Annotated in this window: 20 protein-coding genes; 18 read left to right on the top strand and 2 right to left on the bottom strand. The window is 61.9% G+C overall.

Annotated elements, in window-relative coordinates; translation table 11 throughout:
• Positions 1-136 precede the first annotated feature (136 nt).
• The 4 genes from ACERK3_04740 (at position 137) to ACERK3_04725 (ending at position 4619) form a co-directional block, all read left to right on the top strand.
• A complete protein-coding gene (locus tag ACERK3_04740; GenBank protein MFA9477598.1) occupies positions 137-2026 on the top strand; it encodes a DUF4914 family protein in 1890 nt (629 codons plus the stop codon).
• Positions 2027-2048: 22 nt separating this feature from the next.
• A complete protein-coding gene (locus ACERK3_04735; protein ID MFA9477597.1) occupies positions 2049-2624 on the top strand; it encodes a hypothetical protein in 576 nt (191 codons plus the stop codon).
• A gap of 88 nt (positions 2625-2712) precedes the next feature.
• Complete coding sequence (locus ACERK3_04730) at positions 2713-3897, top strand: prenyltransferase/squalene oxidase repeat-containing protein (GenBank protein MFA9477596.1); 1185 nt, start codon at positions 2713-2715, stop codon at positions 3895-3897.
• 83 nt (positions 3898-3980) lie between these two features.
• On the top strand, positions 3981-4619 hold the full coding sequence (locus ACERK3_04725; protein MFA9477595.1) for a Vat family streptogramin A O-acetyltransferase: 639 nt from the start codon (positions 3981-3983) through the stop codon (positions 4617-4619).
• Positions 4620-4760: 141 nt separating this feature from the next.
• On the opposite strand, the gene ACERK3_04720 is transcribed toward ACERK3_04725, so the two are convergent.
• On the bottom strand, positions 4761-5630 hold the full coding sequence (locus ACERK3_04720) for a sugar phosphate isomerase/epimerase family protein (GenBank protein MFA9477594.1): 870 nt from the start codon (positions 5628-5630) through the stop codon (positions 4761-4763).
• A 232-nt stretch (positions 5631-5862) separates the two neighbouring features.
• Here ACERK3_04720 and ACERK3_04715 point away from each other — a divergent pair, with 232 nt between their 5' ends.
• Positions 5863-6507: a hypothetical protein gene (locus ACERK3_04715; GenBank protein ID MFA9477593.1), complete on the top strand. Its 645-nt coding sequence runs from the start codon at positions 5863-5865 to the stop codon at positions 6505-6507.
• 82 nt (positions 6508-6589) lie between these two features.
• Here ACERK3_04715 and ACERK3_04710 read toward each other — a convergent pair whose 3' ends face one another.
• Entirely contained in the window at positions 6590-8824 is a 2235-nt protein-coding gene (locus tag ACERK3_04710) for a glycoside hydrolase family 15 protein (GenBank protein ID MFA9477592.1), read from the bottom strand.
• 249 nt (positions 8825-9073) lie between these two features.
• Here ACERK3_04710 and ACERK3_04705 point away from each other — a divergent pair, with 249 nt between their 5' ends.
• From ACERK3_04705 to ACERK3_04645, 13 genes are all read left to right on the top strand, one after another.
• Complete coding sequence (locus ACERK3_04705) at positions 9074-9535, top strand: hypothetical protein (protein MFA9477591.1); 462 nt, start codon at positions 9074-9076, stop codon at positions 9533-9535.
• Positions 9536-9797: 262 nt separating this feature from the next.
• Positions 9798-10574, top strand: coding sequence for a cytochrome c3 family protein (locus ACERK3_04700; protein MFA9477590.1), 777 nt, complete (start codon positions 9798-9800; stop codon positions 10572-10574).
• Entirely contained in the window at positions 10562-13738 is a 3177-nt protein-coding gene (locus tag ACERK3_04695; protein ID MFA9477589.1) for a TAT-variant-translocated molybdopterin oxidoreductase, read from the top strand. The genes ACERK3_04700 and ACERK3_04695 overlap by 13 nt, the downstream gene beginning before the upstream one ends.
• Positions 13739-13844: 106 nt before the next feature.
• Positions 13845-15302 carry an NrfD/PsrC family molybdoenzyme membrane anchor subunit gene (nrfD, locus tag ACERK3_04690; protein MFA9477588.1) on the top strand — a complete coding sequence of 486 codons (1458 nt, stop codon included), beginning with the start codon at positions 13845-13847 and terminating at the stop codon, positions 15300-15302.
• Positions 15303-15307: 5 nt separating this feature from the next.
• On the top strand, positions 15308-15892 hold the full coding sequence (locus ACERK3_04685) for a DUF3341 domain-containing protein (protein MFA9477587.1): 585 nt from the start codon (positions 15308-15310) through the stop codon (positions 15890-15892).
• An 80-nt stretch (positions 15893-15972) separates the two neighbouring features.
• Positions 15973-16827 (top strand): cytochrome c, encoded by an 855-nt coding sequence (locus ACERK3_04680; GenBank protein MFA9477586.1) that lies wholly within the window; start codon positions 15973-15975, stop codon positions 16825-16827.
• Positions 16828-16920: 93 nt separating this feature from the next.
• On the top strand, positions 16921-18321 hold the full coding sequence (locus ACERK3_04675; protein ID MFA9477585.1) for a hypothetical protein: 1401 nt from the start codon (positions 16921-16923) through the stop codon (positions 18319-18321).
• 115 nt (positions 18322-18436) lie between these two features.
• Positions 18437-18715: a hypothetical protein gene (locus tag ACERK3_04670; GenBank protein ID MFA9477584.1), complete on the top strand. Its 279-nt coding sequence runs from the start codon at positions 18437-18439 to the stop codon at positions 18713-18715.
• Positions 18716-18907: 192 nt separating this feature from the next.
• The gene (locus tag ACERK3_04665) at positions 18908-19843 is read left to right on the top strand and encodes an SCO family protein (GenBank protein ID MFA9477583.1); all 936 of its coding nucleotides are present in this window, start codon (positions 18908-18910) and stop codon (positions 19841-19843) included.
• 125 nt (positions 19844-19968) lie between these two features.
• Positions 19969-21207 carry a cytochrome c oxidase subunit II gene (locus ACERK3_04660; GenBank protein ID MFA9477582.1) on the top strand — a complete coding sequence of 413 codons (1239 nt, stop codon included), beginning with the start codon at positions 19969-19971 and terminating at the stop codon, positions 21205-21207.
• 122 nt (positions 21208-21329) lie between these two features.
• Positions 21330-23129 (top strand): cbb3-type cytochrome c oxidase subunit I, encoded by a 1800-nt coding sequence (locus tag ACERK3_04655; protein ID MFA9477581.1) that lies wholly within the window; start codon positions 21330-21332, stop codon positions 23127-23129.
• 124 nt (positions 23130-23253) lie between these two features.
• Positions 23254-24216, top strand: a complete 963-nt coding sequence (locus ACERK3_04650; protein MFA9477580.1) for a cytochrome c oxidase subunit 3 — start codon at positions 23254-23256, stop codon at positions 24214-24216.
• Positions 24217-24299: 83 nt separating this feature from the next.
• The coding region (locus ACERK3_04645) for a cytochrome C oxidase subunit IV family protein (protein MFA9477579.1) at positions 24300-24723 on the top strand (424 nt) is incomplete at its 3' end.

Genomic DNA, 24723 nt, shown 5'->3' with positions numbered 1-24723 from the left:
GCAACCCGCCACTTTCACAGCCGCGAACGCAGACTCGCATCGGCGATTCGGTGTAAGATATAGCCGGTCTGCCGCGCCGCAGGGAAGGCGCAGACGGTGAAAGATTTTGCCTGCGATTGAGAAGGATTCGACGCTCATGGCGACTGCAACAACCCCGAATGTCAAACTCCCGGCCGAAGTCGAAGCGCTGCTGCAAGGCTGCCGTTCAGTGACCTACGCCGAGTCCGCCAAGCAACTCGTCGAGTTGGCCGTACCCTCCACCGACGAGCGTGGCTACTACCAGGTCGCCTACGACGTGCCCGGCAAGGGCATGTACGTCGAAGCGAACGTCTGTCGCGTCCGCAACGGCATCAGCGCCAACTACACCGAAGCCTACATGCGCCGCCGCGACCCCGACTGCATGGTCATCGGCGACGAAAAGCCCACCAACAAAGAACGCTATCGCGAACGCTTCGGCAAACCCTTTGACGAACTGCGCACGCAAACCTTCGACTGGTTGAAGCAGCAGGACCTCGCCGTCTTCTATTTCAACTCCGGCGTCGATGAACACGGCCTGCCGAGCATGGCAATCTGCCCCGCCAACGCGGGCTTCTTCGCACTCGGCCTCGCGATGTTGCAAGGCATCCTCAGCTTCGACGAAATTGAAGACGACTTCGAACCGCACGCGATCCTCTACGTCGCGCCTCCCTTCCGGCATACACACTTCGACGGCAAGCAGGTCGTCGTGCACAACCGCACAGACACCGCTCACGAACTGTTCAGCTACAACCTCTACCCCGGGCCCAGCGCCAAAAAAGGCGTCTACGGCATGCTGCTGAACCTCGGCGAAGAGGAAGGCTGGGTCACCGCACACTGCGCCACCGTGCAAGTCGTCACCCCCTACGACAATGTCACCACCATCATGCACGAAGGTGCGTCAGGCGGCGGCAAGAGTGAAATGCTCGAACACGTTCACCGCGAGACCGACGGCCGACTCCGCCTCGGTACGAACGTCGTCTCCGGTGAATCACGCTACCTCACCCTCCCGCGCGGCTGTGAACTGCATCCGGTGACGGACGACATGGCCCTTTGCCATCCGTCATACCAGAAAGACGGCTCGAAGAAGCTCCGCCTCATGGACGCCGAGCATTCGTGGTTCCTCCGCGTCAATCACATTGACCACTATGGCACGGACCCGCACATGGAGCGCATGGTCGTCGAGCCCAGCGAGCCGTTGCTGTTTTTGAACATCGACGCCGTGCCCGACAGCCGCGCACTGATCTGGGAGCACATCGAAGATGAACCGGGCAAGCGATGCCCCAACCCGCGCGTCGTCGTGCCGCGCGACATCGTGCCCAACATCGTGCACCACCCCGTGACGGTCGACATCCGCAGCTTCGGCGTACGCTGCCCTCCGTGCACAGCCGAGAACCCGACCTACGGCATCGTGGGTCTGTTCCACGTGCTCCCGCCGGCGCTCGCGTGGCTGTGGCGGCTCGTCGCGCCGCGCGGCCACGGCAACCCGTCGATCGTCAGCCAGGAAGGTTTGCAATCCGAAGGCGTCGGGTCGTACTGGCCCTTCGCGACCGGCCGCAAGGTCGATCAGGCCAACCTCATCCTCAACCAGATTCTCGACACCACCAACACGCTGTTCATCCTCACGCCCAACCAGCACGTCGGCGCATGGGAGACCAGCTTCGCACCGCAGTGGATCACCCGCGAATACCTCGCCCGCCGCGGCCACGCACCGTTCCGGTCCGACCGTCTCGTCAAAGCGCGCTGCCCACTGCTTGGCTACACCGTCAAGACCATGCAAGTCGAAGGTCAGGTCATCGGCCACTGGTTCTTGCAGGTCGAAACGCAGCCGGAAGTCGGCGAGCAAGGCTACGACGCCGGCGCGGAAATCCTCCGCGAATTCTTCCACAAGCAGATCCAGAGCTTCGTCGAAGACGACCTGCATCCGACCGGCAAGAAGATCATCGAATGCTGCCTGAACGGCGGCACGGTCGAGGACTACCAGGCATTCACCCCCAACGCGAACGCGTGACGCTTACATGAATCGTGATCGAATGCCATGGGATGCCGCGACCGACGACCCGATGGGCGTCGCACCACGCACCACCGACGCCCCGCGTCGCGCGGCCGTGGCTGTGTGGACCACCGCGGCGGCGCAGCTGATCTTCTTCGGCTGCTGTGCCATGATGCTCTCCGCCGCGGGCCTCATCCCCGAAAACATGCTCCGCGAAGAGCTCGGCGACCAGGTCCCCGAACAGCAGCTTGACCAGTTGGTGCAGGCGCAGCCCGCGTTGCTCATCAGCGCGCTCGTGTTGTTGCTGGTGATGTTTCTGCCGGCGTTCGCCCTGCTGCTGCTGGGCTTTGCAGTGCGTCGGCTGAGCATGCCCGCCATCCAGACCGCGCGGGCGATCCTGTTCATTCAGGCCGGCATGATCGTCGTCATGCTCGCGTTGCACGTGCTCGGCGGCCTCGCTGCGGGCGACATCCTCGCCGCCTTCCTCGGCGGGCTGCTGCTCGGCGGAACGCTTGTGCTGATCATCTGGTCACTCAAAGCACTTCGCGCCGCGTCGCGCGAAAACGACCATCGCCAGGGCTACAGCAATGAGCCCTGGAACGACCCGATGACGTGAGCCGTGCCTTACATCTGACGCACCCCGCCCGGCAAGCGCGCCTGCCTATAATGGACCGAACTTGCCGCTACTCCACGGAGCGTTTTTCATGTCCCAGCACTTCCGCACGGTCGTCTTTCTGTTCTGCTCGATGATCGTGTCGATGAGCTTCGCACCGCCAGCGCTCGCACTGGACGACGACCATTGGCGGAAAGCCAACGATGCGATCGAACGTGGCATCGCATACCTGCGCGATGCTCAAGAAGATGACGGCAGTTGGTCGGCCGAGCCCGCCGGCCCCGCGGTGACCGCCATGATCGTCGCCGCGATGCTCGAGCGTCCCAACATTTCCGCTGACGATCCACAGGTCAGCAAGGCCATCGACTTCATCCTCAGCTACGTGCAGGACGACGGCGGCATATACGACAATATCCTCGCCAACTACAACACCGCCATCGCGCTGACCGCGCTGGCCAAAGTCAGCCACCGCCCCGACGTCGCCGAGGCGATCGCCAACGCGCAAAACTTCATCCGAGGCATCCAGTGGCAGGAAGGCGACCTCGACCCGCAGGGCAACCCCATCGACGAAGACCACCCCTTCTACGGCGGCATCGGCTACGGCAATCACGGCAGGCCCGACCTCTCCAACGTGCAACTCGCCCTGCAAGGCCTCTACGACTCCGGCGTCGACTGCGAAGACGAAGTCTTCCAACGCGCCCTCGTCTTCCTCACCCGACTGCAAGGCACGGACGAAAACGACATGTTCGATGCAGACATGATCGAACGCGACGGCGGGTTCATCTACGCCACCAGCATCGACTCGGACAACATCGGCACACCGCAGTCGATGGCCAACCCCGACATGGTCGACGCCGGCCGCGAAGGTCGCGCCGTGTCCGGCCTGCGAACGTATGGCTCGATGACGTACGCCGGCTTCAAAAGCTACATCTACGCCGACCTCGACCGCGACGACCCGCGCGTCGAAGCCGCGCGGGACTGGATCGCCCACAACTACACGCTTCAGCAGAACCCCGGCATGCCGGAGAACATGAAGCATCATGGCCTGTACTACTACTATCACACGTTCGCCCGCGCGATGAGCGCCTGGGGCACGAGTACGATCACCACCGCCGAGGGCGAAAGCCGCGACTGGGCCAACGACCTCGTCGCCACGCTCGTCGACTTGCAGCACGACGATGGCTCATGGGCCAACGACGCCGACCGCTGGATGGAAGCGGATGTGAACCTCGTCACAGCGTACGCGGTGCTGGCGCTGACGCACGCGGTGCGGTGAAGGGTCTAGGGTAGGCCCTGTCAAGTGAAGTCGAGGCCGATGTCCCCGGGCTCACCTAACCAGCGTTCAACAGTGGAGGATCAATGTACGGGCCAAGCCCAACGAACAAACACCCGATGGCTGGGTTTCCTCAGGTCTGCTTTATCAAAAATACGGTTAGCAACCCGAACATTATCGTCGGCGACTACACCTACTACGACGATCCAGAGGATTCAGAGAACTTCGAACGCAATGTCCTCTACCACTTTCCGTTTGTCGGTGACAAGCTGATCATTGGGAAATTCTGCGCGATAGCCCGCGCGGTGAAGTTCATTATGAACGGGGCCAACCACAAACTCTCCGGTATCTCGACGTACCCGTTCCAGATTTTTGGCAATGGCTGGGAGAAGGTTGCACCAACATTGGGCGAATTGCCATATAAGGGCGACACTATTGTCGAAAATGACGTCTGGATCGGCTACGACGCACTGATCATGCCGGGTGTAAGAATTGGCAACGGGGCTATCGTGTCATCAGGCGCGGTCGTGACCAGCGATGTCTCTGCTTACACGGTCGTCGGCGGCAATCCGGCCAGGCCCATCAAACAGAGGTTTTCACCGGAAGCTATTGAAATGCTGGAGGGAATTGCTTGGTGGAACTGGCCGATTGAGAAGATAACGCGTCATTTGCCGATGATTGTTTCGGGAGATGTCGAGGCCCTGCTCGCCTGTGAAGCAACCTGATTATCAAGCTGGCGGGCGGTCCGAAGTAAATGCCGGATGCCGCTGGTGGCTTGTCCACCAGTGCGATCCGCGACCAGTGTGCCACTGGTGGGCAAGCCACCAGTGGCACACTCGCCTGCGTTTGTTTCGCAATGCGTATGACTACGCCCCGAGCAGTCGGCGGAGGTTGTCCTGGCCGATCTGGATGCCGCGGATGGTGTCTTCCATGCCTTCGAATTCAATCGAGACGACGCCATCGTAGTTGTTGCGTTTGAGGACCTGGACGCATTGCAGCAGCGGCACGTCGCCGTGGCCGATGATCGAGCCGCGCCAGAAGTTGCCGCCGCGCGAGAGGTTCCAGCCTTCGCCGGGCGGGAAGCTCGTGCCGGGCTTGAGGTGGAAGTCTTTGAAGTGCACGTGGAAGGTGTGCGGCATCACTCGGCCGAGCGCGGTGCCGGGGTTTTCATCGACGCAGATGAAGTTGCCCACGTCCGCGAGTATACCGAAGTTCGGATGATCGACGGTGCAGACGAGTTTCTCAACGCGGTCGCTGTCCTGGCAGAAAAAGCCATGGTTTTCCACCATGGTTCGGATGCCGAGGTCGGCGGCATATTCGGTGATCGCACGGCAGCCTTCGACAAGGCGGGGCAGCGCGGCGTCGAACGACTTGGGGCCTTTGTGCTCGGGCGTGAAGCCGCGGGTCGCGTCGTGTCGCATGCCTTTAACGCCGAGGATTTGAGCAACGTCGACCTGGCGTTTGACGCGTTCGACTTCGGCATTGAGATCGCCGTCGCTGCCGTTGATCAGGTCGGCGCCGATGGTGTAGTTGACGATCGGCAGGCCGACGGACTCGGCTTTGGCCCGCAGCTTTTCGGCGTACTTGGGCAGGCTCTCGCCTTCGGGCAGCGGGATGGTGGAGAATTCGAGGACGTCGAAGCCCATTTCCTTGGTCTTGACGATGACATCCTCGGCCGACATTTCGCCGGTGCGGGTAAGACGACTGAAGCTGTATGAGCTGACACCGATCTGCATGGTAGCCGAGTCCTTTCTGATTGGATCGCCGCCGCGTGTTGCTCGCTGGCTATGGGCGGTGTTGTCTGTTGCCAAGCCCTAATGTAGCATTGAGCCGTAACGTGAGCGAATGACGAATTCGATCATGACGCCAGGCGCGGAATGCGTCGATGTGTGAAGCGCATCGTCACGGCGTGTCTACATTTTCCGGACCATTTCCAATCGGCGCGTGTTGACAGCACCACGGAGCAGCATGACTGACCAACCCCAACGTGACAGACCTTTGGCGGATTTCGAACGGCTTGCGCTATGGCCGACACTGGTCTGGGTGGGCATTTTGATCTTGAGTGTGCTGGGCACGTTTACGCTCTGGCGATATGACGAGAACACGATGGACGAGCATCATGTTGTAGAGACGACGCAGGCATTTCTGCTGTTGATGGCGTACCTGGTGCACAGCCTTCGCGCGGTTCGACGGGAGTATCGTTTTGATGCGTGGTACCGGGCGGGGTTGGCGATCCTCTGCCTGTCGTTTGCGGTGCGCGAGTTGCAGATTGATGAGTTTGGGCCTGCACCGTTCTGGCCGAGCATCGAACTGGCGATTCGCGGGCTGGTGGTGGTGGCGTGGGTGGTGTTCATCGGGCTGCTCGTGCCGCGCATCGACTGGCTGCGCGGGTATGTACGGCAGGCATTCTTAAGCCCATGTGCGTTGTTCACGCTGGCGGGGTGTGTCTTTTATGTTATGTCGTGGCCGTTCGACAAAGAAAAGTTTCCGATTGATCCGAGCACGTCGCAGTACATCGAAGAGATGGTCGAGTTGCTGGCGACAATCTGCCTGTTCGCCGCGGCGACGACGACGCCGGCGGTGCGTAAGGCTGAGGATGAACGGTTGCGGTGAGGGGGATGTGCACGGTGGGGTTGGGGCGCGCGAAGGGAGCCCGGGGATTGCCATCCCCGGGCTTTGTGGGGTGGGTGTTGTGTTATGGGTGGGTGGGGTCGGGCATGGTGGACTTGCGCGCGATGGACTGCCGACGTAGCAGGCGGGCGTCGGGCAGTCGAGACTGGTGGGGTTGGCCACACGATTCGCAGGCGCTCATTTCGTCGAGCTTGCTGAGGTACTGCATGACAGTGGAGACGACGGTGGCGTGACTCCATGTCAGCGGTGAGACGGACAGCGGCGCGTTGGTTTCAGGGTGCACCTGCTCAGCGAGCACGCCGGAGGGCAGCGCGCGGTTGGCGACCCACTCCATGATGGGCAACGCTTTGTTGAGTTGATCGACGTCTTGAGCGCGGGCGATGTAGTAGTCGGCCAACCAGAGCGTGCAGATGAACCACGGGTTGCCGGGCACGTTTTCCGTGTCTCGCGTGACCTGGTGGTAGTAGTCATCTTCGTAGCGGGCGACGCCGCCGACGTCGGTCTTGATCCAGAGTCGTTTTTCGATGGCGTCCATGGTGGCGGTGACACGTTTGTCGTCGACCGGCAGCAGGCCGAGGCCGAAGATGGCGTACATCGAAGCGTCGAGCGTTTCGTCGACTTCGAACTTGTGATCGTCGCCGTTGCCGTTTTTCGCGGTGTCGGTTGCCCCGTTGAGATCGACGTGGCTGGCGGTGGGATCGCGGCCGGCCATGACCTCTGCCATGAGGCCGGCGGTGCGGTCGTGGTCGAGCGGGACGATACGGCGGAGGAATCGGCCGTGCTTTTCCGACCACAGATGCTTGCAGAACGCGGAGCGGACCTGCTCGGCGGCCTGCGAATAGCGCGACGCCCGCGCGTGATCGCCGAAGCAGACGGCGAACTGCCACGCCGCCTTGAGCCCGGCATAAACAGTCGCGACGGTGAATGCGTGCACGCCCCACCGCTCTTCCCACAAGTCCCAACTGGGCAGGGGCAGGTGCGTTTCGGGATCGCGGAAGCGGACAAGGAAATCGCCCGCCGGCTGAATGAGGCGAATCCACAGCGGACGCATGAACTCGATATCGCGATAGCGGACGTAGTGTCGCCAGGCGGCCCAGAGTACGAGCGCGGTTTCGTCTTCCTGAATGGGCAGTTGCGGTCGGCCGTTGGACACCCACGGATGCCAACTCGACGCGAGCGAGCCGTCGGGGTTGTATTTGTGAAGGAAGTAGCCTTGATCGTTAATGATCTTGGCGCAGAGCGAGAGGAAGCTTCGCGAGACGTTGGGGAAGCCGGCGGCGTCCATCGCGTCGGCAACGTATGCGCCGTCGCGCGGCCAGAGGTAGGAATAGGTATCGCGCGAAAACTGCATGATGTCCGAGTCGTTCGCGGCGATGATCGCACCGGTGTTGTCGATCTGCGTGCGGACCACGAGCAGCGAGCGTTTGAATAGGTCGACGACTTTCTTCGACAGGCCGCGCTCGGTGTAGTCGTCGAGGTCGGTGCGTGTCGCGGCGAGCCAGAGTCGCCAGTAGCTGACCGTGCGATCGACGACGCCTTGCGGTGTTTCGCGATGGAGGAAGCGGTGCAGTTGTTCGAGGTCGTCGTACTTGTGGCCGCAGCCGATGACGAGGTAGACGACGCGCATGCCGTTGGCGGGCAGTTGGACGCGAACCATCATGGTGGAGTCGACAGCGCCCTGGGCGATGGAGTTCATGCCGAGGTGGCCGTCTTCGGCGTCGCGGTAAGTGCCCTCCGCGCCGCCGAAGCCTGCGTTGCCAGTGGCGTACTCGTCGATCTGCTGCTCCCCGTCGAGGTAGAAGCAGGTCATGATGTAGCGTGCACGTCGATAGTGGATGAGGCTGCGGAGTTGGGGGTCGTAGTAGGCGGTATCGCCGACTTTCGTGCCGTACATCTGGAAGTCGTGCTGGTGGAAGAGTCGGACTTCGCGTTCCTGATCGGTAAGGTTGGCGACTTCGATGCGCCGGACCATGACGGGGCGATGGAAGTCAGCGACGTCGGAGCAGCGCAGCTCGAGCTGGAAGGCGTCGTGGCGCATGCGGACGTCGGTGGCGAGCGTTTCAGGGCGGTAGCCGAGGTTGATGTCCCAGCCTTCGTCGGACCAGTAGAGGCGTTTGCGTCGTCGCTCGTCTTTGCGGTCGGGGTTTTCGGGGATGTCTGCCCAGACGCCGAAGCGACAGGGTGAGCCGCCGGCGTGGTTTTCCTGGCCGACGTGTGGGTAGTAGAGGTCGCGCACGCGGTAGTGCTGATCGAAGGTGACCAGCATCTGTCCGTTGCCGACGGGGATATTGCGAGGCATGGGTAGCTCCCTGGCCGGGGTTGACGGCCGGGTATGTTATCGACCATTCGCAGCGGTACGTCCAATGCGAGGGGTTAAGGGAGAGGTTTCTGGTTTGTGGTTTCTGGTTTCTGGTTTTGGGAAAGAAGTCGCGCAATGTGGGGCGGGAGTTGATAGGATCATCGTTGTGAGGGTGTGGTGGGCGATTCGGTTGCGTGTTTCGTGTGAATGGTCTGCAAAATGCAGACGGCTAGTCAGGGGAGTTGAACGATGACGATGGAACGAGCGTTGCGGCTGGCGTGGATCTGGTGGACCGTGTTTCTACTGACCCCGGCAGCGCTGTTCGTGGTGGTGATGTGGTCGCTGGTGTTCGGCGAAGGAACGACGCGCCCCATGCTTGGACAGGTGTTTTTCCTTGTCTCGCTGGCGTGGCTGCTGCTGGCGACGCCGGGGGCGTTTTTGCTGCGGCATCATGTGTATCGCTCGTACTGGGAAGGACGTTCGGTCGATCCGGAGAGTTACCTGAAAGGGATGATCACGATCTGGATCGCGCCGGAAGTCGGCGGGATCATCGCGCTGGTGGGCGTGCTGTTTAGCGGAACGCTGCTGCCGAACCTTTTGCCAGCGGCGGTGGCGTTCATGTTATTTGCACCTTTCTGGCCCACCGGCCGGGCAATGGTCGATACAGTAGGGGCCGCGGACGACGACGAAGTGTTCCGGCATCCGCGTTGAGCAGGCGGGGGATGGGGGAAACGACGGGGCGCTGAGGTGTCCTGTTTTGGCGAGGGGGCGGCCTGTCTGGGGGGATCTCCGCGGGGCTGAGCGGGGCTGATGAGCGGCGGGTCAATTTGTGGAGAACCCGGCGACTTTGTCAGCAGCGTGATTGGTCGCTATCTTTTGTGTCTTATTCAAGCTTCGGCCGCAACATGCGGTCCTTTTTTGACCTCCGCTTGATTCGACTTAGAATCACGGCTTCGAGCAGTGGTATCGACGCATGGCCAACAAAGCAGCTTCAAGCCGATTCGTTTTCCCGCGATGGGTGAACTACCTGTTGCCGCTGGCAGTGCTCGGCGCGGTGGGTGGCGGCCTGTACGTGCCTGTGCTGGTGGGCTTCGGCCTGTCGGCGGACACGTTGAGCGTGGGCTACGCCCCGCAGCAGCCCGTACCCTTCAGTCACGCAATGCACGTCGGTGAGTTGGGGATGGACTGCCGGTACTGCCACACGACCGTGGAGCAGACCGACTTCGCCGCGATTCCGTCGACGCAGGTGTGCATTTCGTGTCACGCGCCCGGCGATGCGGCGGGGATCAAGAAAGACAGCGCGGCGCTTCGGCCGGTGCATGAAAGTTACGAGACGGGTCAACCGATCGAATGGATCAAGGTTCACGACTCGCCGGACTTCGTGTATTTCAATCACTCGGCTCACGTGAACCGTGGTGTGTCGTGTGTGGACTGCCACGGCCGAGTGGACACGATGGAAGTCGTGTACCGGGCGGAGTCGTTGAGCATGGCGTGGTGCCTGGACTGCCACCGCGAGCCGGAGAAGGCGTTGCGGCCGGCGGAGTATGTGACACAACTGGATTGGGATCCGCGTGAGCATTTGCTTGCTCATGTGGAAGAGTATGAAGCGCACATGGACGAGGCTCAGCGCGATCGCGTGGACGAGTTGAGCCGTGACGAAGCGCAACTGGTGATCGGCACTGCCGTGAAGCAGAAATACAGCATTCACGACACAATGTACATGGTGAGCTGCTCGACTTGTCATCGCTAACACCAAACATCTACGGCCGGGACTATTGGCGCAGCCTCGAAGAGTACGCGGACTCAACCGAGTTTCGCGAGTGGCAAGCCAAAGCGGGCGAACCGATTGATGCGGAGCAGATGAAGCTCTCGCGCCGACGGTTCATGCAGATCATGGCGGCGTCGATGTCGCTGGCGGGCTTGACGCTGACAGGTTGTCGGCGTTGGCCGGAGGAACTGCTCGTTCCTTACGCGAACCGACCTGAAGGTCGCGCGCCGGGCACGACGGTCTACTACGCCAGTCAGACGACGCGCGGCGGCGTGGCGACGGGCTTGCTCGTCGAGGCGTTCGACGGTCGGCCGATCAAGATCGAAGGCCACCCCGACCACCCCTACTCGCAGGGCGCGACCGACGCGTGGACGCAAGCAAGCATCCTTAATATGTACGATCCGGATCGCTCGCGGCGGGTGTTCCGTGGCTGGCGCGAGGCTCAGGGGGATGAGCAGCAGCGGCAGCGTGTGGCGGGCACGTGGGACGCGTTCCAGGTGTTTGCCCGCGAGCATTTTGAGGGGCGTGCGGGCGAGGCGTCGGGCACGGTGGCGGTGCTGGCCGAGCCGAGCGACAGCCCGTCGGTGATGGCGATGCGTGCTCGCTTCATGGAGCAGTATCCGCAAGCGCAGTGGTACGAGTGGGAGCCGATCAACCGTGACAACGAGTTGGCAGGCGCGCGGTTGGCGTTCAATCAGAGCGTTCGGCCGAAGTATCACTTTGAGCAGGCGATGGTGATAGCGGCGTTCGATGCGGACCCGCTGTTCAGCCACCCTGCGGCGGTGCGACATGCTCGCGACTGGGGCAAGTTGCGTCAGCAGGTGGATGATGATTTCCGCATGAGCCGTGTGTACGCCGCCGAGCCGACATTCTCGCTGATCGGCAGCGTGGCGGACGAACGGCTGGCGACGCGGGCGAGCAACATTCCGTCGCTGGTGCGCGGGCTTGCGGCCCGGCTTGGCGTGAGTGGTGCGGGTGATGTCGAGCTTAACGGTTCGAGCGACTTCATTAATAAGCTCGCGGCCGACTTGCAGGACCATGCGGGCGAAAGCCTGGTCATCGTCGGCCCGGATCAGCCTGCCGAGACGCATGCGCTGGCGTGGGCGATCAACGAACAACTGAACAACCTCGGCCAGACGATTACGCTCGTCGAAGAGCCGGGCGGTCGTGAGCGTACGCAGCTTGATCAGATCACTGAACTCACCGAGCGGATGAACGGCGGCGAGATCGACACGCTGATCGTGCTCGGCGGCAACCCGGCGTACGACGCGCCGGCTGACCTTGCGTTTGCCGACGCGATGCGGCAGGTCGAAACGACGATTCGGCTGGGCGACTATCACGACGAAACGTCGCAGGTGTGTGAATGGCATTTGCCTGCGTCGCATTACCTTGAGGCGTGGGGCGACGGCCGAGCGTGGGACGGCACGATCAGCGTGCAGCAGCCGTTGATTCTGCCGCTGTTCGGCGGGCGGTCGGCGATTGAAGTGCTCGCGACTGTGCTGGGTGATGATGAGACGTCCGGCTACGACATCGTGCGGCGCGTGGCGGGCGAACTGTACCTTGCCGACGCGGGCGATGACTTCGAGCGGGCCTGGCGACGACTGCTGCACGAAGGCGTGATCGAAGGGTCGGCGTATGGTGAGATCGACACGCCGAACGTGAACGTCGTGGCCGACGACGCGACGCCGGATGCGGCCGAGGGTGAATATGAAATCGCCTTCCGCCTCGACCCGAACGTGTACGACGGCCGATGGGCGAACAACGGCTGGTTGCAGGAACTGCCCGGCCCGCTGACGAAGCTGACGTGGGACAACGCAGCGCTGGTGTCGGTCGCGGACGCGGAAGCGAACGGTTGGCGGCAGGAAGATGTGATCCAACTCACGGTCGCGGGCGAGTCGATGGAACTGCCCGTGTTCATCATGCCGGGGCAGGCCCGCGGCGCGATCGTGGTGCACCTGGGTTATGGCCGTACGGCGTCGGGCCACGTCGGCAATGAGGTTGGCCACAACACCTACGCCCTTCGCACGAGCAACGCGATGCACGTCGCGGCGGTGGAGGTGGAGCGCGGCCGAGGTCGATATCGCCTCGCGACGACGCAAAACCATCATTTGATCGACAACACCGGCCAGTGGGCCGTGAACAAGCGCATCGGCGAGCAGGCGGGCGAAGGCGGCTATCTGATCAAGGATGTGCCGCTGTCGGATTACGCCGAGAACCCGCAGGCGATGCGTCGCGGCAGGAACGGCGATCTTCCGTTGCAGCTTTACCAGCCGCCTTACGGCACGCCGCCGAAGCGTGAAGGCGGGCCGGTGGCGTTCAACAACCCGCATGCGTGGGGCATGTCGATCGACATGAACTCGTGCATCGGCTGCAACGCGTGCGTCGTGGCTTGCCAGGCGGAAAACAACGTACCGGTGGTGGGCAAAGACCAGGTGCTCATGAGCCGGGAGATGCACTGGATTCGCATCGACCGCTACTTCAAGGGCGATCCGAAAAACGAGCAGAGCCGAACCGCCGTGGTGCATCAGCCGATGATGTGCGTGCACTGCGAGAACGCGCCTTGCGAGCAGGTCTGCCCGGTCAACGCGGCGATTCACGACACGGAAGGGTTGAACCTCCAGGTCTACAACCGCTGCGTGGGCACGCGATATTGTGCGAACAACTGCCCGTACAAGGTTCGTCGGTTCAACTATCTCGACTATCACGCGCAGGACGTTCGCAACACGCGATTCCCCAAGCCGTGGCTTGGCATTCCGGACGATCAGCAGCGGCAGGACCGCTCGGGCACGGACTACGACCGCATTCGTGCGATGCAGTTCAACCCGGACGTGACGGTCCGCATGCGTGGCGTGATGGAGAAGTGCACGTACTGCATGCAGCGGCTTTCGCGGGCGAAGATCGACGCGAAGAACCAATGGTCCAAGGGCCAACGGGACGAGCCGCTGGTGCAGGAAGGCGAAGTGCAGACGGCTTGTCAGCAGTCGTGCCCGACGCGGGCGATCGTGTTCGGCGACCTGAACAAGGAAGACAGCGCCGTCACCCGCGAGCAGGACAAACCGCGCTCCTATGGCGTGCTGAACCCGGAACTGAACACCCGGCCACGCACACGGTACCTGGCGAAATTGAGAAACCCGACTGAGGCGTAGTTTCGAGTCGCGAGTTTCGAGTTTCGAGTTGCCCAGGCGACCCGGACTCGACTCGTCACCCGAAGCGTAAAACTCGAAACTCGAAACCTGAAACTCGAAACTGACCATGGCGACGATTCGCAGCGACAGCCTGATTGACGTGCCGGCCCAGAACACCGGTGATGACCCGCGCGAGCGGGCCGCGCTGGTTGTGGGCGCGAACGATTTCAGCACGGTGACCGAGAAGGTCAGCCGTATTGCTGAAACCCGTCCGCAGTTCTGGTGGTGGATCGCCCTGCTGATCTCACTGAGTCTGGTGGGCCTGCTGAAAGGCTGCCTGCTTTACCTGGTGACCACGGGCGTTGGGGTGTGGGGCAATAACCAGCCGGTCGGCTGGGCGTTCGACATCATCAACTTCGTGTTCTGGGTGGGCATCGGCCACGCGGGCACGCTGATCTCCGCCATTTTGTTCCTGTTCCGGCAGAACTGGCGAACGAGCATCAACCGTTTCGCCGAGGCGATGACGATCTTCGCGGTCACGTGTGCGGGCCTGTTCCCGGCGGTGCATATCGGTCGGCCGTGGCTTGCGTACTGGCTGTTCCCGATTCCGAACCAGATGGACATGTGGCCGCAGTTCCGCAGCCCGCTGCTGTGGGACGTGTTCGCGGTGAGCACTTACGCAACCGTGTCGGCGCTGTTCTGGTACGTGGGCATGATTCCCGACCTTGCGACGCTTCGCGACCGTGCGAAAAACCGCATCGCGCAGATGGCGTACGGCGCTGCGAGCCTGGGGTGGACCGGGTCGATGCGGCAGTGGCATCGTTATGAGAAGGCGTACCTGCTGCTGGCAGCGCTGGCGACGCCGCTGGTGCTTTCGGTGCACTCGGTCGTGTCGTTCGACTTCGCGGTGTCGCAGCTTCCGGGTTGGCATACGACGATCTTCCCGCCTTACTTTGTCGCGGGTGCGATCTTCGGCGGGTTTGCGATGGTGATCACGCTCGCGTTGCCGGCGCGTCACCTGTTCGGGCTTGAGGATTTCATCACGGCCAGGCATATGGAGAACATGGCCAAGGTCATGCTCGGCACGGGGATGATCGTCGCGTACGCGTACGCTGTGGAGTTCTTTGTCGCCTGGTATTCGGGGCATCATTTTGAGCAGTACGCGTTTTTGAATCGTCCGTTCGGGCCTTATGCGTGGGCGTTCTGGACGATGATTTTCTGCAATATCGTGGGTCCGCAGATTCTGTGGTTCAAGTGGTGTCGTTTGAATCCGTGGACGCTGCTGTTCGCGGCGATGTGCGTGAACGTGGGCATGTGGTTCGAGCGGTTCGTGATCATCGTGACCAGCCTGCACCGCGACTTCCTGCCGTCGAGCTGGGCGATGTACTGGCCGACGTGGGTTGACATGGGCATGCTGCTGGGCAGCTTCGGTCTGTTCTTCACGCTGTTCCTGCTGTTCTGCAAGTTCCTGCCGATGGTGGCGATGGCGGAAGTGAAGACGGTGATGCCGCAGGCCCACGCCAACGGTCATGCCGACTATCGTGCGACGCTCGGTGATGAAGCGACCGGCCGCGAGGACGAGTGACAAAGATGACGCAAGCCAATATCCATACCCTCGAAACGCCTGAGACTGGCGAACTGGAGCAGGAGGAGGTTTACGCCCTGCTCGCGGAGTTCGAAGATGTCGACGGTGTGAAGTCTGCCGCTCATGCACTGAAGGGCGAAGGCTATCGGTTGTTCGACGTGCACAGTCCGTTTCCGATTCACGGACTGGACCACGATCTGAACATCACGCCGACGATTCTGCCTTGGATCGTGCTCGGCGGCGGTCTGACGGGGATGGCGGCGGGCCTTGTGCTGACGATCTGGACGCAGTCGATTGACTACCCGTTCCTGGTGTCGGGCAAGCCGTTGAACTCGATGCCTGCGTGGATTCCGATTGTGTTTGAGTTGACGATTCTGCTGTCGGCGTTCGGCGCGGTGTTCGGCATGCTGGTGTTGAACAAGCTGCCGCTGCTGAGTCAGCCGTTGTTGCAAAACGAGCGGTTCCGCCGCGCGACGGACGACCGTTTTTTCATCACCGTGCTGACGACGGACAAGCATTACGACCGTCAGGGCACGGCCGAGTTCCTCGAAAAGCAAGGCGCCGCCGCGGTGGAAGCGGTGACGTTCTGATTGCAAGGGTTCCGACCCGAGGGGACAGGGCACTGTTTCCCGAACCCCGCACCGCGAACCCCGAACCCCAGTGAACAGCTATGGCACGAGACGTGAACAACCCCAACGACGCATCGAACGGCAAGCAGGCTCGCCTGCCGTCGGTGATCGACAAGAGCTTTCACCTGCCGCGGCCGCCGTTCTGGCTGATCGCGTTGCTGTTGATCAGCGTGGTGGCGTCGTGGATTCCGCTGTCGTTGATTGCGCTGTCGCGGGTGACGTTGTCCGAGCGTCGGCCGATTGAGTTGTTTCAGGGAATGGGCGATCAGCCGAGCTATCGGGCGCAGTCGGTGAACCCGCTGTTTGAAGATAACCGTGCGATGCGTCCGCCCGTGCCGGGCACGGTGGGCTACGGCCGAACGATCGGTCGGCCGGACCCGGACGAGCTTCGCGAAAGCGATCACTACTACCGCGGCTATCAGCTCGTGCAAAATGGTGATGGCGAATGGGAGCCGGAGTTTTTCGAAGGGCTTCCGCCGGAGATTGAAGTGAACGCCGGGCTGATGCAGCGCGGGCGTGAACGGTATGACATTTACTGCTATCCGTGTCACGGCATGGACGGCGCGGGCGACGGGCCGATCAACGAGCGGGCGCAGCGGCTGATGGCGGCGGGGCCTGCGCAGTCGGCGGGGACGAGCTGGGCCCCGGCGTCGGACCTGCATGCTCGCGATGAGAATACGGGTGGCCTTCAGTTCGGGCCGGAGCTGTTTCCGGATGGCGAGTTGTTCAGCGTGATCACGCATGGCATACGCAACATGCCGGGTTACGCGCAGCAGATTGACGTGGCGGACCGGTGGGCGATTGTGGCGTACGTACGTGCGTTGCAGCTCAGCCAGGACGTGCCCGCGGATGAATTGACGCCGGAGCAGCTCGAACGGCTGCGGGCGGGGGAATGAGTTTCGAGTTTCTAGTTCTGAGTTTCCAGTTGATGGGTTCCGAGGCTTAACTCGAAACTCGAAACTGGAAACTGGAAACGAACGGAGTAGACGGTGGCACATAACGGACCGATACAACTTTCCGAGAGCGAGACACGGCCGCTGGGTGACCGCGCGTGGCCGGTGTATAGCCTCGGTTTCCTGCTCGGGCTGGGCGGGCTGCTGCTGGCGGTGCTGGTGGCGTTTTTCCTGCCCGACGGCGGCCGACGGTTCGCGTTCGCGTACCTGGTGAGCTATTCGTTCGTGCTGGCGATTACGCTGGGTTGCCTGTTTTTCGTGCTGATCACGCACCTGTTCCGTGCGGGGTGGTCGGTGCTTGTGCGTCGGCCTGCGGAGGCGATCGCGGCGAACATGCCGGTGGTGGCGGTGCTGTCGGCGCCGATTCTGCTGTTCGCGTTGCTCGGCGATGGTCAGCTTTATCCGTGGGCGCATTGGGACATGGAGTCGGCCCAGGCGGCGCATGCCGAGGCGGCGGCGGAGGCAGAAGCGGTGGCGATGGAGATCTCCGCTGCTCAGCAAGGCGTGGAGTTGCCCGCGTCGACACGGCGGATGGAGTTGAACCCGTACGATCAGGCGGCTGTCGATGGCGAAGTCGTGCCGGGCATGCACTATGTCATGGGCAAGCGGGCGTGGCTGAACATTCCGTTCTTCGGCCTGCGGTGGATCTTCTACATGGTGGTCCTGTCGGGGATCGCGATCTGGTACTGGCGGACGTCGGTCAAGCAGGATGTGACGGCGGACGCGGCGCTGACGCGAAAGATGGAAATCTTCGCAGCGCCGGCGATCGTGATCTACGGCGTGGTGATCACGTTCCTCTCGTTTGACCTGATCATGTCGCTGGACCCGTTGTGGTACTCGACCGTGTTCGGCGTGTACTACTTCTCAGGCGGGATGCTCGCGGCGCTGTCGGTGATGATCCTCACGCTGATCGGTTTGCAGAAGTGGGGCTGGCTGACGCATGTGACGACGGAGCATTTTCACGACCTGGGCAAGCTGCTTTTTGCGTTTGTGTTTTTCTGGGGCTACATCGCGTTCAGCCAGTACATGCTGCTGTGGTACGCGTCGCTGCCGGACACGGCGTACTGGTTTGAGATGCGCGGCGCGTCGACCGTCGTCGGCCGAGGCAACGCGTGGACAGTGATTGTGCTGGCGTTGTTGTTCGGCCACCTGCTGATTCCGTTCGCCGGGCTGCTTTCGCGACACGCGAAGCGGAACCGGGCGGTGCTGGCGTTCTGGTGCGTCTGGCTTCTGGTGTTCTGCTGGCTGGACCTGTACTGGGTGATCATGCCGATGTTTGAACATCGCACGATTCCCGTGCCGGTGGTGGAACTGCTTTGCCTCGTGGGTATCGTGGGCATCACGCTGGCCGGTGCGGTGCGGACGGCGGCGGGGCATAGCCTCGTGCCTTCGGGCGACCCGCGATTGGGCGAGTCGGTGGCGTTTCACAATATTTAAGTTCGCATAGGCAAGCTTCAGGCAAAGTTCGCATCGCGGTTGAAGCCGTGAGCGTCGGACAGAAGAAACGGAAGGTCATCGAACGATGGCAGGTAACGGCAATAACGAAAGTCGCATGCAGGATGTGAACGTGCCGCTGATCCTTACGATCGGCGTGATCTCTTCGATTCTGCTGATCGTGATCGTTGTCGGCATTCAGGCATGGTTTCACTTTGAAGCGATGCAGGAACGCGAACGCAAGGTTTACGAAGTGCACGACCGCGAGCTTGTTGAGCTGAACACGCGGCAGCGCAACCGGATGGAAACGTATCGGTGGGTTGACGACGAACAGCAACGCGCCGCGGTGCCGATCGATCAGGGGATCGAGATGTATCTCCAGCGGCATGGGCAGTAGGCATGGCCAGCGCGGGGACGGGGGCAGGTTCCGGGGCTAAGATGTGAGACTACACCTGTTGTGCGGGTGTGGGTGCTGGACTGGGGGAGGGAGACCCGCGGATTGAATCCGGCCTTCGAGGGGAGTGGTCGGAGCTTTGGAGCGGGGGCGATGTGGGAATGGATGGGGGCTTGCCCGGGTTGAGTATTTGCCATGATTAAATGCAGGACACGACAATCTGACGATCGCTTCGGCGGGCTGCTGGTGTGGCTTACGGCGGTGGTTGTGGTGTTTGCTGTGGGATCGGGGGCGTGGGCACAGATGGTGCCGGCGCCGCCGAAGCTGGACCTGGAAGGCGGCGGTCGTGGGACGGCCGAGGCGGAGACGCGCGATCTGGACCTGGTGGAGAAGCTGGGCGACCGCGTGCCGCTGGACGCGACGCTGGTGGATGAGACCGGGCAGACGGTTCGGCTGGGCGACTATTTTGACGCCGATCGGCCGGTGATTCTGAACCTGGCGTACTACGGCTGCCCGATGCTTTGCGGTCAGATGATTCGCGGGCTGGGCACGTCGCTGCGTGAGTTGGAAAATCGCGACGGCTGGGTGCCGGGGCAGGACTACGAGGTCGTGACGATCAGTTTTGATCCGACCGAGAGTTCGGCGATGGCGGCCGAGGCGAAGAAGCAGGCGATGCGCATGCTCAATGATGAGCAGGCGGCGGCGGGCTGGCATTTCCTCACGGGCGAAGACGCGGACGTGCGTGCGATCGCCGAGGCGGTGGGCTTTCCGTATCGCTGGTCGGAGCGGGCGCAGCAGTATGTGCACCCGGCTGCGATCATGTTGCTAACGCCGGACGGCCGGGTGTCGCGATACCTGTACGGCGTTTCGTATCCGACGACGACGCTTCGGCTTTCGCTGGTGGAAAGCTCGGAGGGCAAGGTTGGCTCGACGATGGACCGCGTGTTGCTGTACTGCTTCGCGTTTGACGAATCGCGCGGCGAGTACACGCTGGTGGCGATGAACCTGATGCGGCTGGCGGGCGCGATGACGGTGGTCGTGCTGCTGATCGCGATTGGCGTGATGACGGTGCGCGGCATGCAGCGCCAAGCACAGTTTGATAAACCGACAGACAACGACGAACACGGATAAACATGGACCCCCGGGCCCCCCGGATACCCCGGAGCAGGTTGGATCGTGAGCTGGTGTGGAGCGCCCCTTTGGGGCAGCCGCTGAACGCTGACGCTTTAGACCTGATCCCTGACACCCTGGACTAGATGATGCTCGCCATCCTGGCTCAATCACAAGACCCTTCGTTTTACCTGCCGGCGCAGGACTCGACCTTCGCGGCCGAGTATGACTGGACGTGGTATTTCATTTACTACATCAGCGCGTTTTTTACCGTGGGCATTTCGCTCGCGGCGATCTACTTCGCGGTGAAGTATCGGCGAACCGACAAACGGCTGGAAGGCGAGCACACGCATACGCATCACACGGCGTTGGAGATGACGTGGACGATCATCCCGCTGATCCTGGTGCTGGCGATTTTCTGGTTCGGCTTCCAGGGGTTTATGGACAAGGCGACCCCGCCACGCGATACGTATGACATCACGGTGAATTCGAATCGCTGGAGCTGGACGTTTATCTATCCCAATGGTGCGATCACGAACACGCTTTACGTGCCCGCCGATCGGCCGGTGAAGTTGACGCTGACGAGTGAGGATGTGATTCACAGCGTGTTCATTCCGGCGTTTCGCGTGAAGATGGACGCGGTGCCGGGGCGGTATAACCAGATGTGGTTCCAGGCGAACTACGATCCGGGCGACCGCCGAGTGCAGCCGGTGCTGGACGAGTTGGAAGGCGAGTTCAACGGCATTGTGCATCCGCTGTACTGTGCGGAGTATTGCGGGCGTCGGCACTCTGTGATGGAGGCGGACGTGGTGGTGCTGCCGATGGATCAGTTCCGTTCGGCGATCGCTCAGTTGGCCGAGCCGACCGGTACGCCGGCGGAGATTGGTCAGCGGCTGACGCAGATTCATGGCTGCGTGCAGTGTCACGCGTTTGATGAGGATGCGACGGTGGCGACGGGGCCGGCGTTGTATGATTTTTACGGGATGCCGGACGGTCGGCCGCAGACGGACGGCAGCACGCCGGCGGCGGATGCGGAATACATTCGCGAGTCGATCCTGTACCCCGGCAGGCGGATCACGCAGGGCTATCGCAACGAGATGCCGTCGTTCGCGGGTCGGCTGAGCGACAACGAGATCCTCGCGATCACGGAGTATCTCAAGTCGATCAGCACGCATTACGACGGTGAGTTGATGGAGTACCTGCCCGGCCAGGAGCCGGACGAAGAAGCCAACGACGAGCCGGCTGTGGATGAGCCGGTAGAAGAAGCCAATGGCGACGTCGAAGACGACGCTGATGATCAAGACGCCGACGTTGAGGCGGACGACGAAGACAGCAACGAAGTCGAAGCAGACAGCGAAGAAGAAATGGTGGAAACGGCAGCGTGACCGGGGCGATATGGCCCTTCGTCGCGTTGCTCCTCAGGGCTCGGCTTGGTCGAATGTGAACTGAGTAAACAGTGGCCTGCTGCCGAAACCTGCACCCTAATAAAGCCCCTTTGGATTGAACGATGTCATCGATTCCCAACAACGTGCCGACGGATGTCTACGGCCGCGAGGTGAAGCGCCAGCCCGGCGACCACTATCTCAATCACGGCAAGGGCATCAAGTCGTGGCTGCTGACGCTGGACCATAAGCGTATCGGCATCATGTACATGATTGTCGTGCTCACGGCGTTTCTGCTGGGCGGCATTTTCGCGCTGCTGTTGCGGACGGAGCTGATCTCGCCGGGCCTGACGCTCGGGCCGGTGCTGGGCCTGAACGAGGACGAGACGTTCGACTTCTACAACCACATGTTCACGCTGCATGGTGCGGTGATGGTGTTTTTGTTCATCATCCCGGCGGTGCCTGCGATCCTTGGTAACTTTGTGCTGCCGTTGATGCTGGGAGCCAAAGACGTGGCGTTCCCGCGGTTGAACCTGCTCAGCTGGTACTTCTACATGGCGGGGCTGGTGTTCTTCGTGTGGGTGCTGTTGTCGGGTGTGCTGTCGAGCGCGGGGTTGATCCCGGACAGTTGGGGGTTCGGCCTGGATACGGGCTGGACGTTCTACACCCCCTACTCGACGGACACGAACACGGCCGTGACCGCCGCGGTGATGGGCGCGTTCATCCTGGGCTTCAGCTCGATCCTGACGGGTGTGAACTTCATCGCGTCGATCCACATGCTGCGAGCGCCGGGGCTGACATGGTTCCGCTTGCCGCTGTTTTTGTGGGCGTTGTATGCGACGAGCATCATTCAGATTCTCGCGACGCCGGTGCTGGCGATCACGCTGCTGTTGCTGATTGCCGAGCGTCTGTTGCAGGTGGGCATTTTTGATCCGGCGCTGGGCGGCGACCCGGTGTTGTACCAGCACTTTTTCTGGTTCTACAGCCACCCGGCGGTGTACATCATGATTCTGCCGGCGTTCGGCATCATCAGCGAAGTGATCGCGGCGTTCAGCCGAAAGCATATTTTCGGCTACAAGTTCATCGCGTTCAGCTCGGTGGCGATCGCGTTGCTGGGCTTCATCGTGTGGGGCCACCACATGTTCGTGTCGGGCCAGTCGCCGGTGGCGAACGCGATCTTCTCGCTGCTGACGTTCTCGGTGGCGGTGCCGTCGGCGATCAAGGTGTTCAACTGGGTGACGACGATGTACAAGGGGGCGATTCGGCTGGACACGCCGATGCTCTACGCGATCGGCTTCCTGGGCATGTTCCTGATCGGCGGGCTGACGGGGTTGTTCCTCGGCTCGCTGGGGACGGACGTTCACCTGCACGACACGTATTTTGTTGTGGCGCACTTTCACTTCGTGATGGTGGGCTCGATGATGTTCGCGTTCCTTGCGGGGATGTACTTCTGGTGGCCGAAGATTTTCGGCAAGATGTATTGCGAGTGGGCCGGCCGACTGGGTGCGGTGGTGGTGTTCATCGGCTTTATCGCGACGTTCTACATTCAGTTCGTCGCGGGCAGCCAGGGGATGCCGCGTCGTTATGCGACGTATCCGGACATGTTCTGGACGCACCATTTCGTGTCGACGCTGGGTGCGTACCTGCTGGGCCTCGGTTTGTTCTGGGTACTGGGCACGTGGATTCACTCGCTGGTGAAGGGCAAGGCAGCGCCGGCGAACCCGTGGGGTCATAATTCGTTGGAGTGGCATACCGTTTCGCCGCCGCCGCATGAGAACTTTGCGGTGACGCCGCGCGGGTCGGACCCGTACCACTTTGACGACTGGCATTACGACAAGGATCTGGACACGTACGTGCTCGATCTGAAGGAAGAGAAGCCCGCGCCTGCGTCGGACGCGCCGCATACGCCGACGACGACTGGATGATGAGAGTAAGGCTGGGGGGCACACGGATTCGCGTTGCTACATCCGTGGGCTTTATGGGGGAGCGTATTGGGATGAAGATGATTGAAGAGGCCAATGGCAGCATCAATAACCGGACTGACCGCCGATGAGTGATACCGCAAACCACGACCACCACGACCACCCGCCGCATTTGGCGCACCATTTCGACAACCCTCGACAGCAGTTCGAGTCGGGGAAGCTCGGGATGTGGGTGTTTCTGGCGACTGAGATTCTGATGTTCGGCGGGCTGTTCTGTGCCTACGCCGTGTACCGGGCGAACAACCCGGACGTGTTCCTGTATGCCCATGAATCGTTGAACACGTTCTGGGGCACGGTGAACACGGTGATCCTGCTGGCCAGTTCGTTCACGATGGCGTGGGGCGTGCGGGCGGCGCAGCTGGGGCAGAAGCAGTTGCTGGTGACGCTGCTGTGCCTGACGTTGCTCGGCGGCACGGGGTTCATGATCATCAAAGGCATTGAGTACACGGAGAAGTGGGAAGACGCGAAGTGGGTGGGGACGTGGAACCAGTACCACCCCGGTTTCGGTCAGCCGGAGGACGAAGCGCCGGCCGACTTTGGTGCGGGGGTGGAGCCGGAGGCGGGCGTGGTGCCGGAGGACTCGCCGCGCGTGGAGGATGCCGAAGCGGAAGCCGCGCCGGGGACGATCGACACGGCCCCTGCTGCGTCGGGCTTTGCAAGGCCGCGGCTTGCCGACGATCGCGTGTCGATGATTCGGCCGGCGGCGGCAGCTTCGGCGGGCGTTCGGCCGGAGGTGATTGAAGGCGACGACATCCCAACAGTTCGGCCGGGCTACCCGACGCGCGAGCAGATGGGCCCGCTGGACCGGGACCGAACGCATATTTTCTATCAGATCTACTACCTGATGACGGGTCTGCACGGCATTCACGTGCTGATCGGCATGGGGCTGATCGGGTGGATCGCGGTGCGTGCGGTGTTCGGCCACTTCGGGCCGGCATACTACACGCCGGTCGATCTGGTCGGGTTGTACTGGCACTTGGTTGACCTGATCTGGATCTTCCTGTTCCCGCTGCTGTACCTGATTCACTGATCGATCGTGCAGTTGGCAGACGAATATATGACGCAAAGCCAGGGGCGACGACGACAAGCCCCGGCTCAACGAAGCGAGCTTGAATGATGGAAAACCGCGACCCCGACAACATCGACCACAGCCAGGTTCCGCAGGCCAGCAGCACGACCGAGCTTCGCGCGCCCGGCATTGCGGCGGATGAGCCGCATGATGAGCACATCCACGTCGTGCCGATGTCGCTGCTGGTTGGCATCTTCGTCGCGCTGCTGGTGCTGACGGTGGTGACGGTGCTGGCAATCTATATTGAAGCGGGCGATCTGAACGTGTGGATCGCGCTGGCGATCGCGGTGGTGAAGGCGGCGCTGGTGGCGTTGTACTTCATGCACCTTCGCTGGGATTCGATGTTCAACGGCATGGTGCTGATCGCGTCGCTGCTGTTCGTGGCGATCTTCATCGGGTTTGCGATTACGGACTCGACGGAATATCGCCGAAACCTGACGCCGCCGCCGGGTGTTCAGGCGCCGCAGT

The sequence above is a fragment of the Phycisphaerales bacterium AB-hyl4 genome (assembly GCA_041821185.1).
In the GTDB taxonomy this organism is placed as follows: Bacteria; Planctomycetota; Phycisphaerae; order Phycisphaerales; family Phycisphaeraceae; genus Natronomicrosphaera; species Natronomicrosphaera hydrolytica.
This window is presented reverse-complemented; position numbering and strand designations above follow the sequence as displayed.

Bases quoted from the DNA above. Each gene is read 5' to 3' on its own strand.
- ACERK3_04710 (MFA9477592.1), bottom strand. From the start codon at position 8,824: ATGCCTCGCAATATCCCCGTCGGCAACGGACAGATGCTGGTCACCTTC.
- ACERK3_04720 (MFA9477594.1), bottom strand. From the start codon at position 5,630: ATGCAGATCGGTGTCAGCTCATACAGCTTCAGTCGTCTTACCCGCACC.
- ACERK3_04705 (MFA9477591.1), top strand. From the start codon at position 9,074: ATGACGATGGAACGAGCGTTGCGGCTGGCGTGGATCTGGTGGACCGTG.
- ACERK3_04730 (MFA9477596.1), top strand. From the start codon at position 2,713: ATGTCCCAGCACTTCCGCACGGTCGTCTTTCTGTTCTGCTCGATGATC.
- ACERK3_04650 (MFA9477580.1), top strand. From the start codon at position 23,254: ATGAGTGATACCGCAAACCACGACCACCACGACCACCCGCCGCATTTG.
- ACERK3_04740 (MFA9477598.1), top strand. From the start codon at position 137: ATGGCGACTGCAACAACCCCGAATGTCAAACTCCCGGCCGAAGTCGAA.
- ACERK3_04680 (MFA9477586.1), top strand. From the start codon at position 15,973: ATGGCACGAGACGTGAACAACCCCAACGACGCATCGAACGGCAAGCAG.
- ACERK3_04700 (MFA9477590.1), top strand. From the start codon at position 9,798: ATGGCCAACAAAGCAGCTTCAAGCCGATTCGTTTTCCCGCGATGGGTG.
- ACERK3_04660 (MFA9477582.1), top strand. From the start codon at position 19,969: ATGATGCTCGCCATCCTGGCTCAATCACAAGACCCTTCGTTTTACCTG.
- ACERK3_04715 (MFA9477593.1), top strand. From the start codon at position 5,863: ATGACTGACCAACCCCAACGTGACAGACCTTTGGCGGATTTCGAACGG.
- ACERK3_04655 (MFA9477581.1), top strand. From the start codon at position 21,330: ATGTCATCGATTCCCAACAACGTGCCGACGGATGTCTACGGCCGCGAG.
- ACERK3_04665 (MFA9477583.1), top strand. From the start codon at position 18,908: ATGATTAAATGCAGGACACGACAATCTGACGATCGCTTCGGCGGGCTG.
- ACERK3_04725 (MFA9477595.1), top strand. From the start codon at position 3,981: ATGTACGGGCCAAGCCCAACGAACAAACACCCGATGGCTGGGTTTCCT.
- nrfD (MFA9477588.1), top strand. From the start codon at position 13,845: ATGGCGACGATTCGCAGCGACAGCCTGATTGACGTGCCGGCCCAGAAC.
- ACERK3_04735 (MFA9477597.1), top strand. From the start codon at position 2,049: ATGCCATGGGATGCCGCGACCGACGACCCGATGGGCGTCGCACCACGC.
- ACERK3_04670 (MFA9477584.1), top strand. From the start codon at position 18,437: ATGCAGGATGTGAACGTGCCGCTGATCCTTACGATCGGCGTGATCTCT.
- ACERK3_04685 (MFA9477587.1), top strand. From the start codon at position 15,308: ATGACGCAAGCCAATATCCATACCCTCGAAACGCCTGAGACTGGCGAA.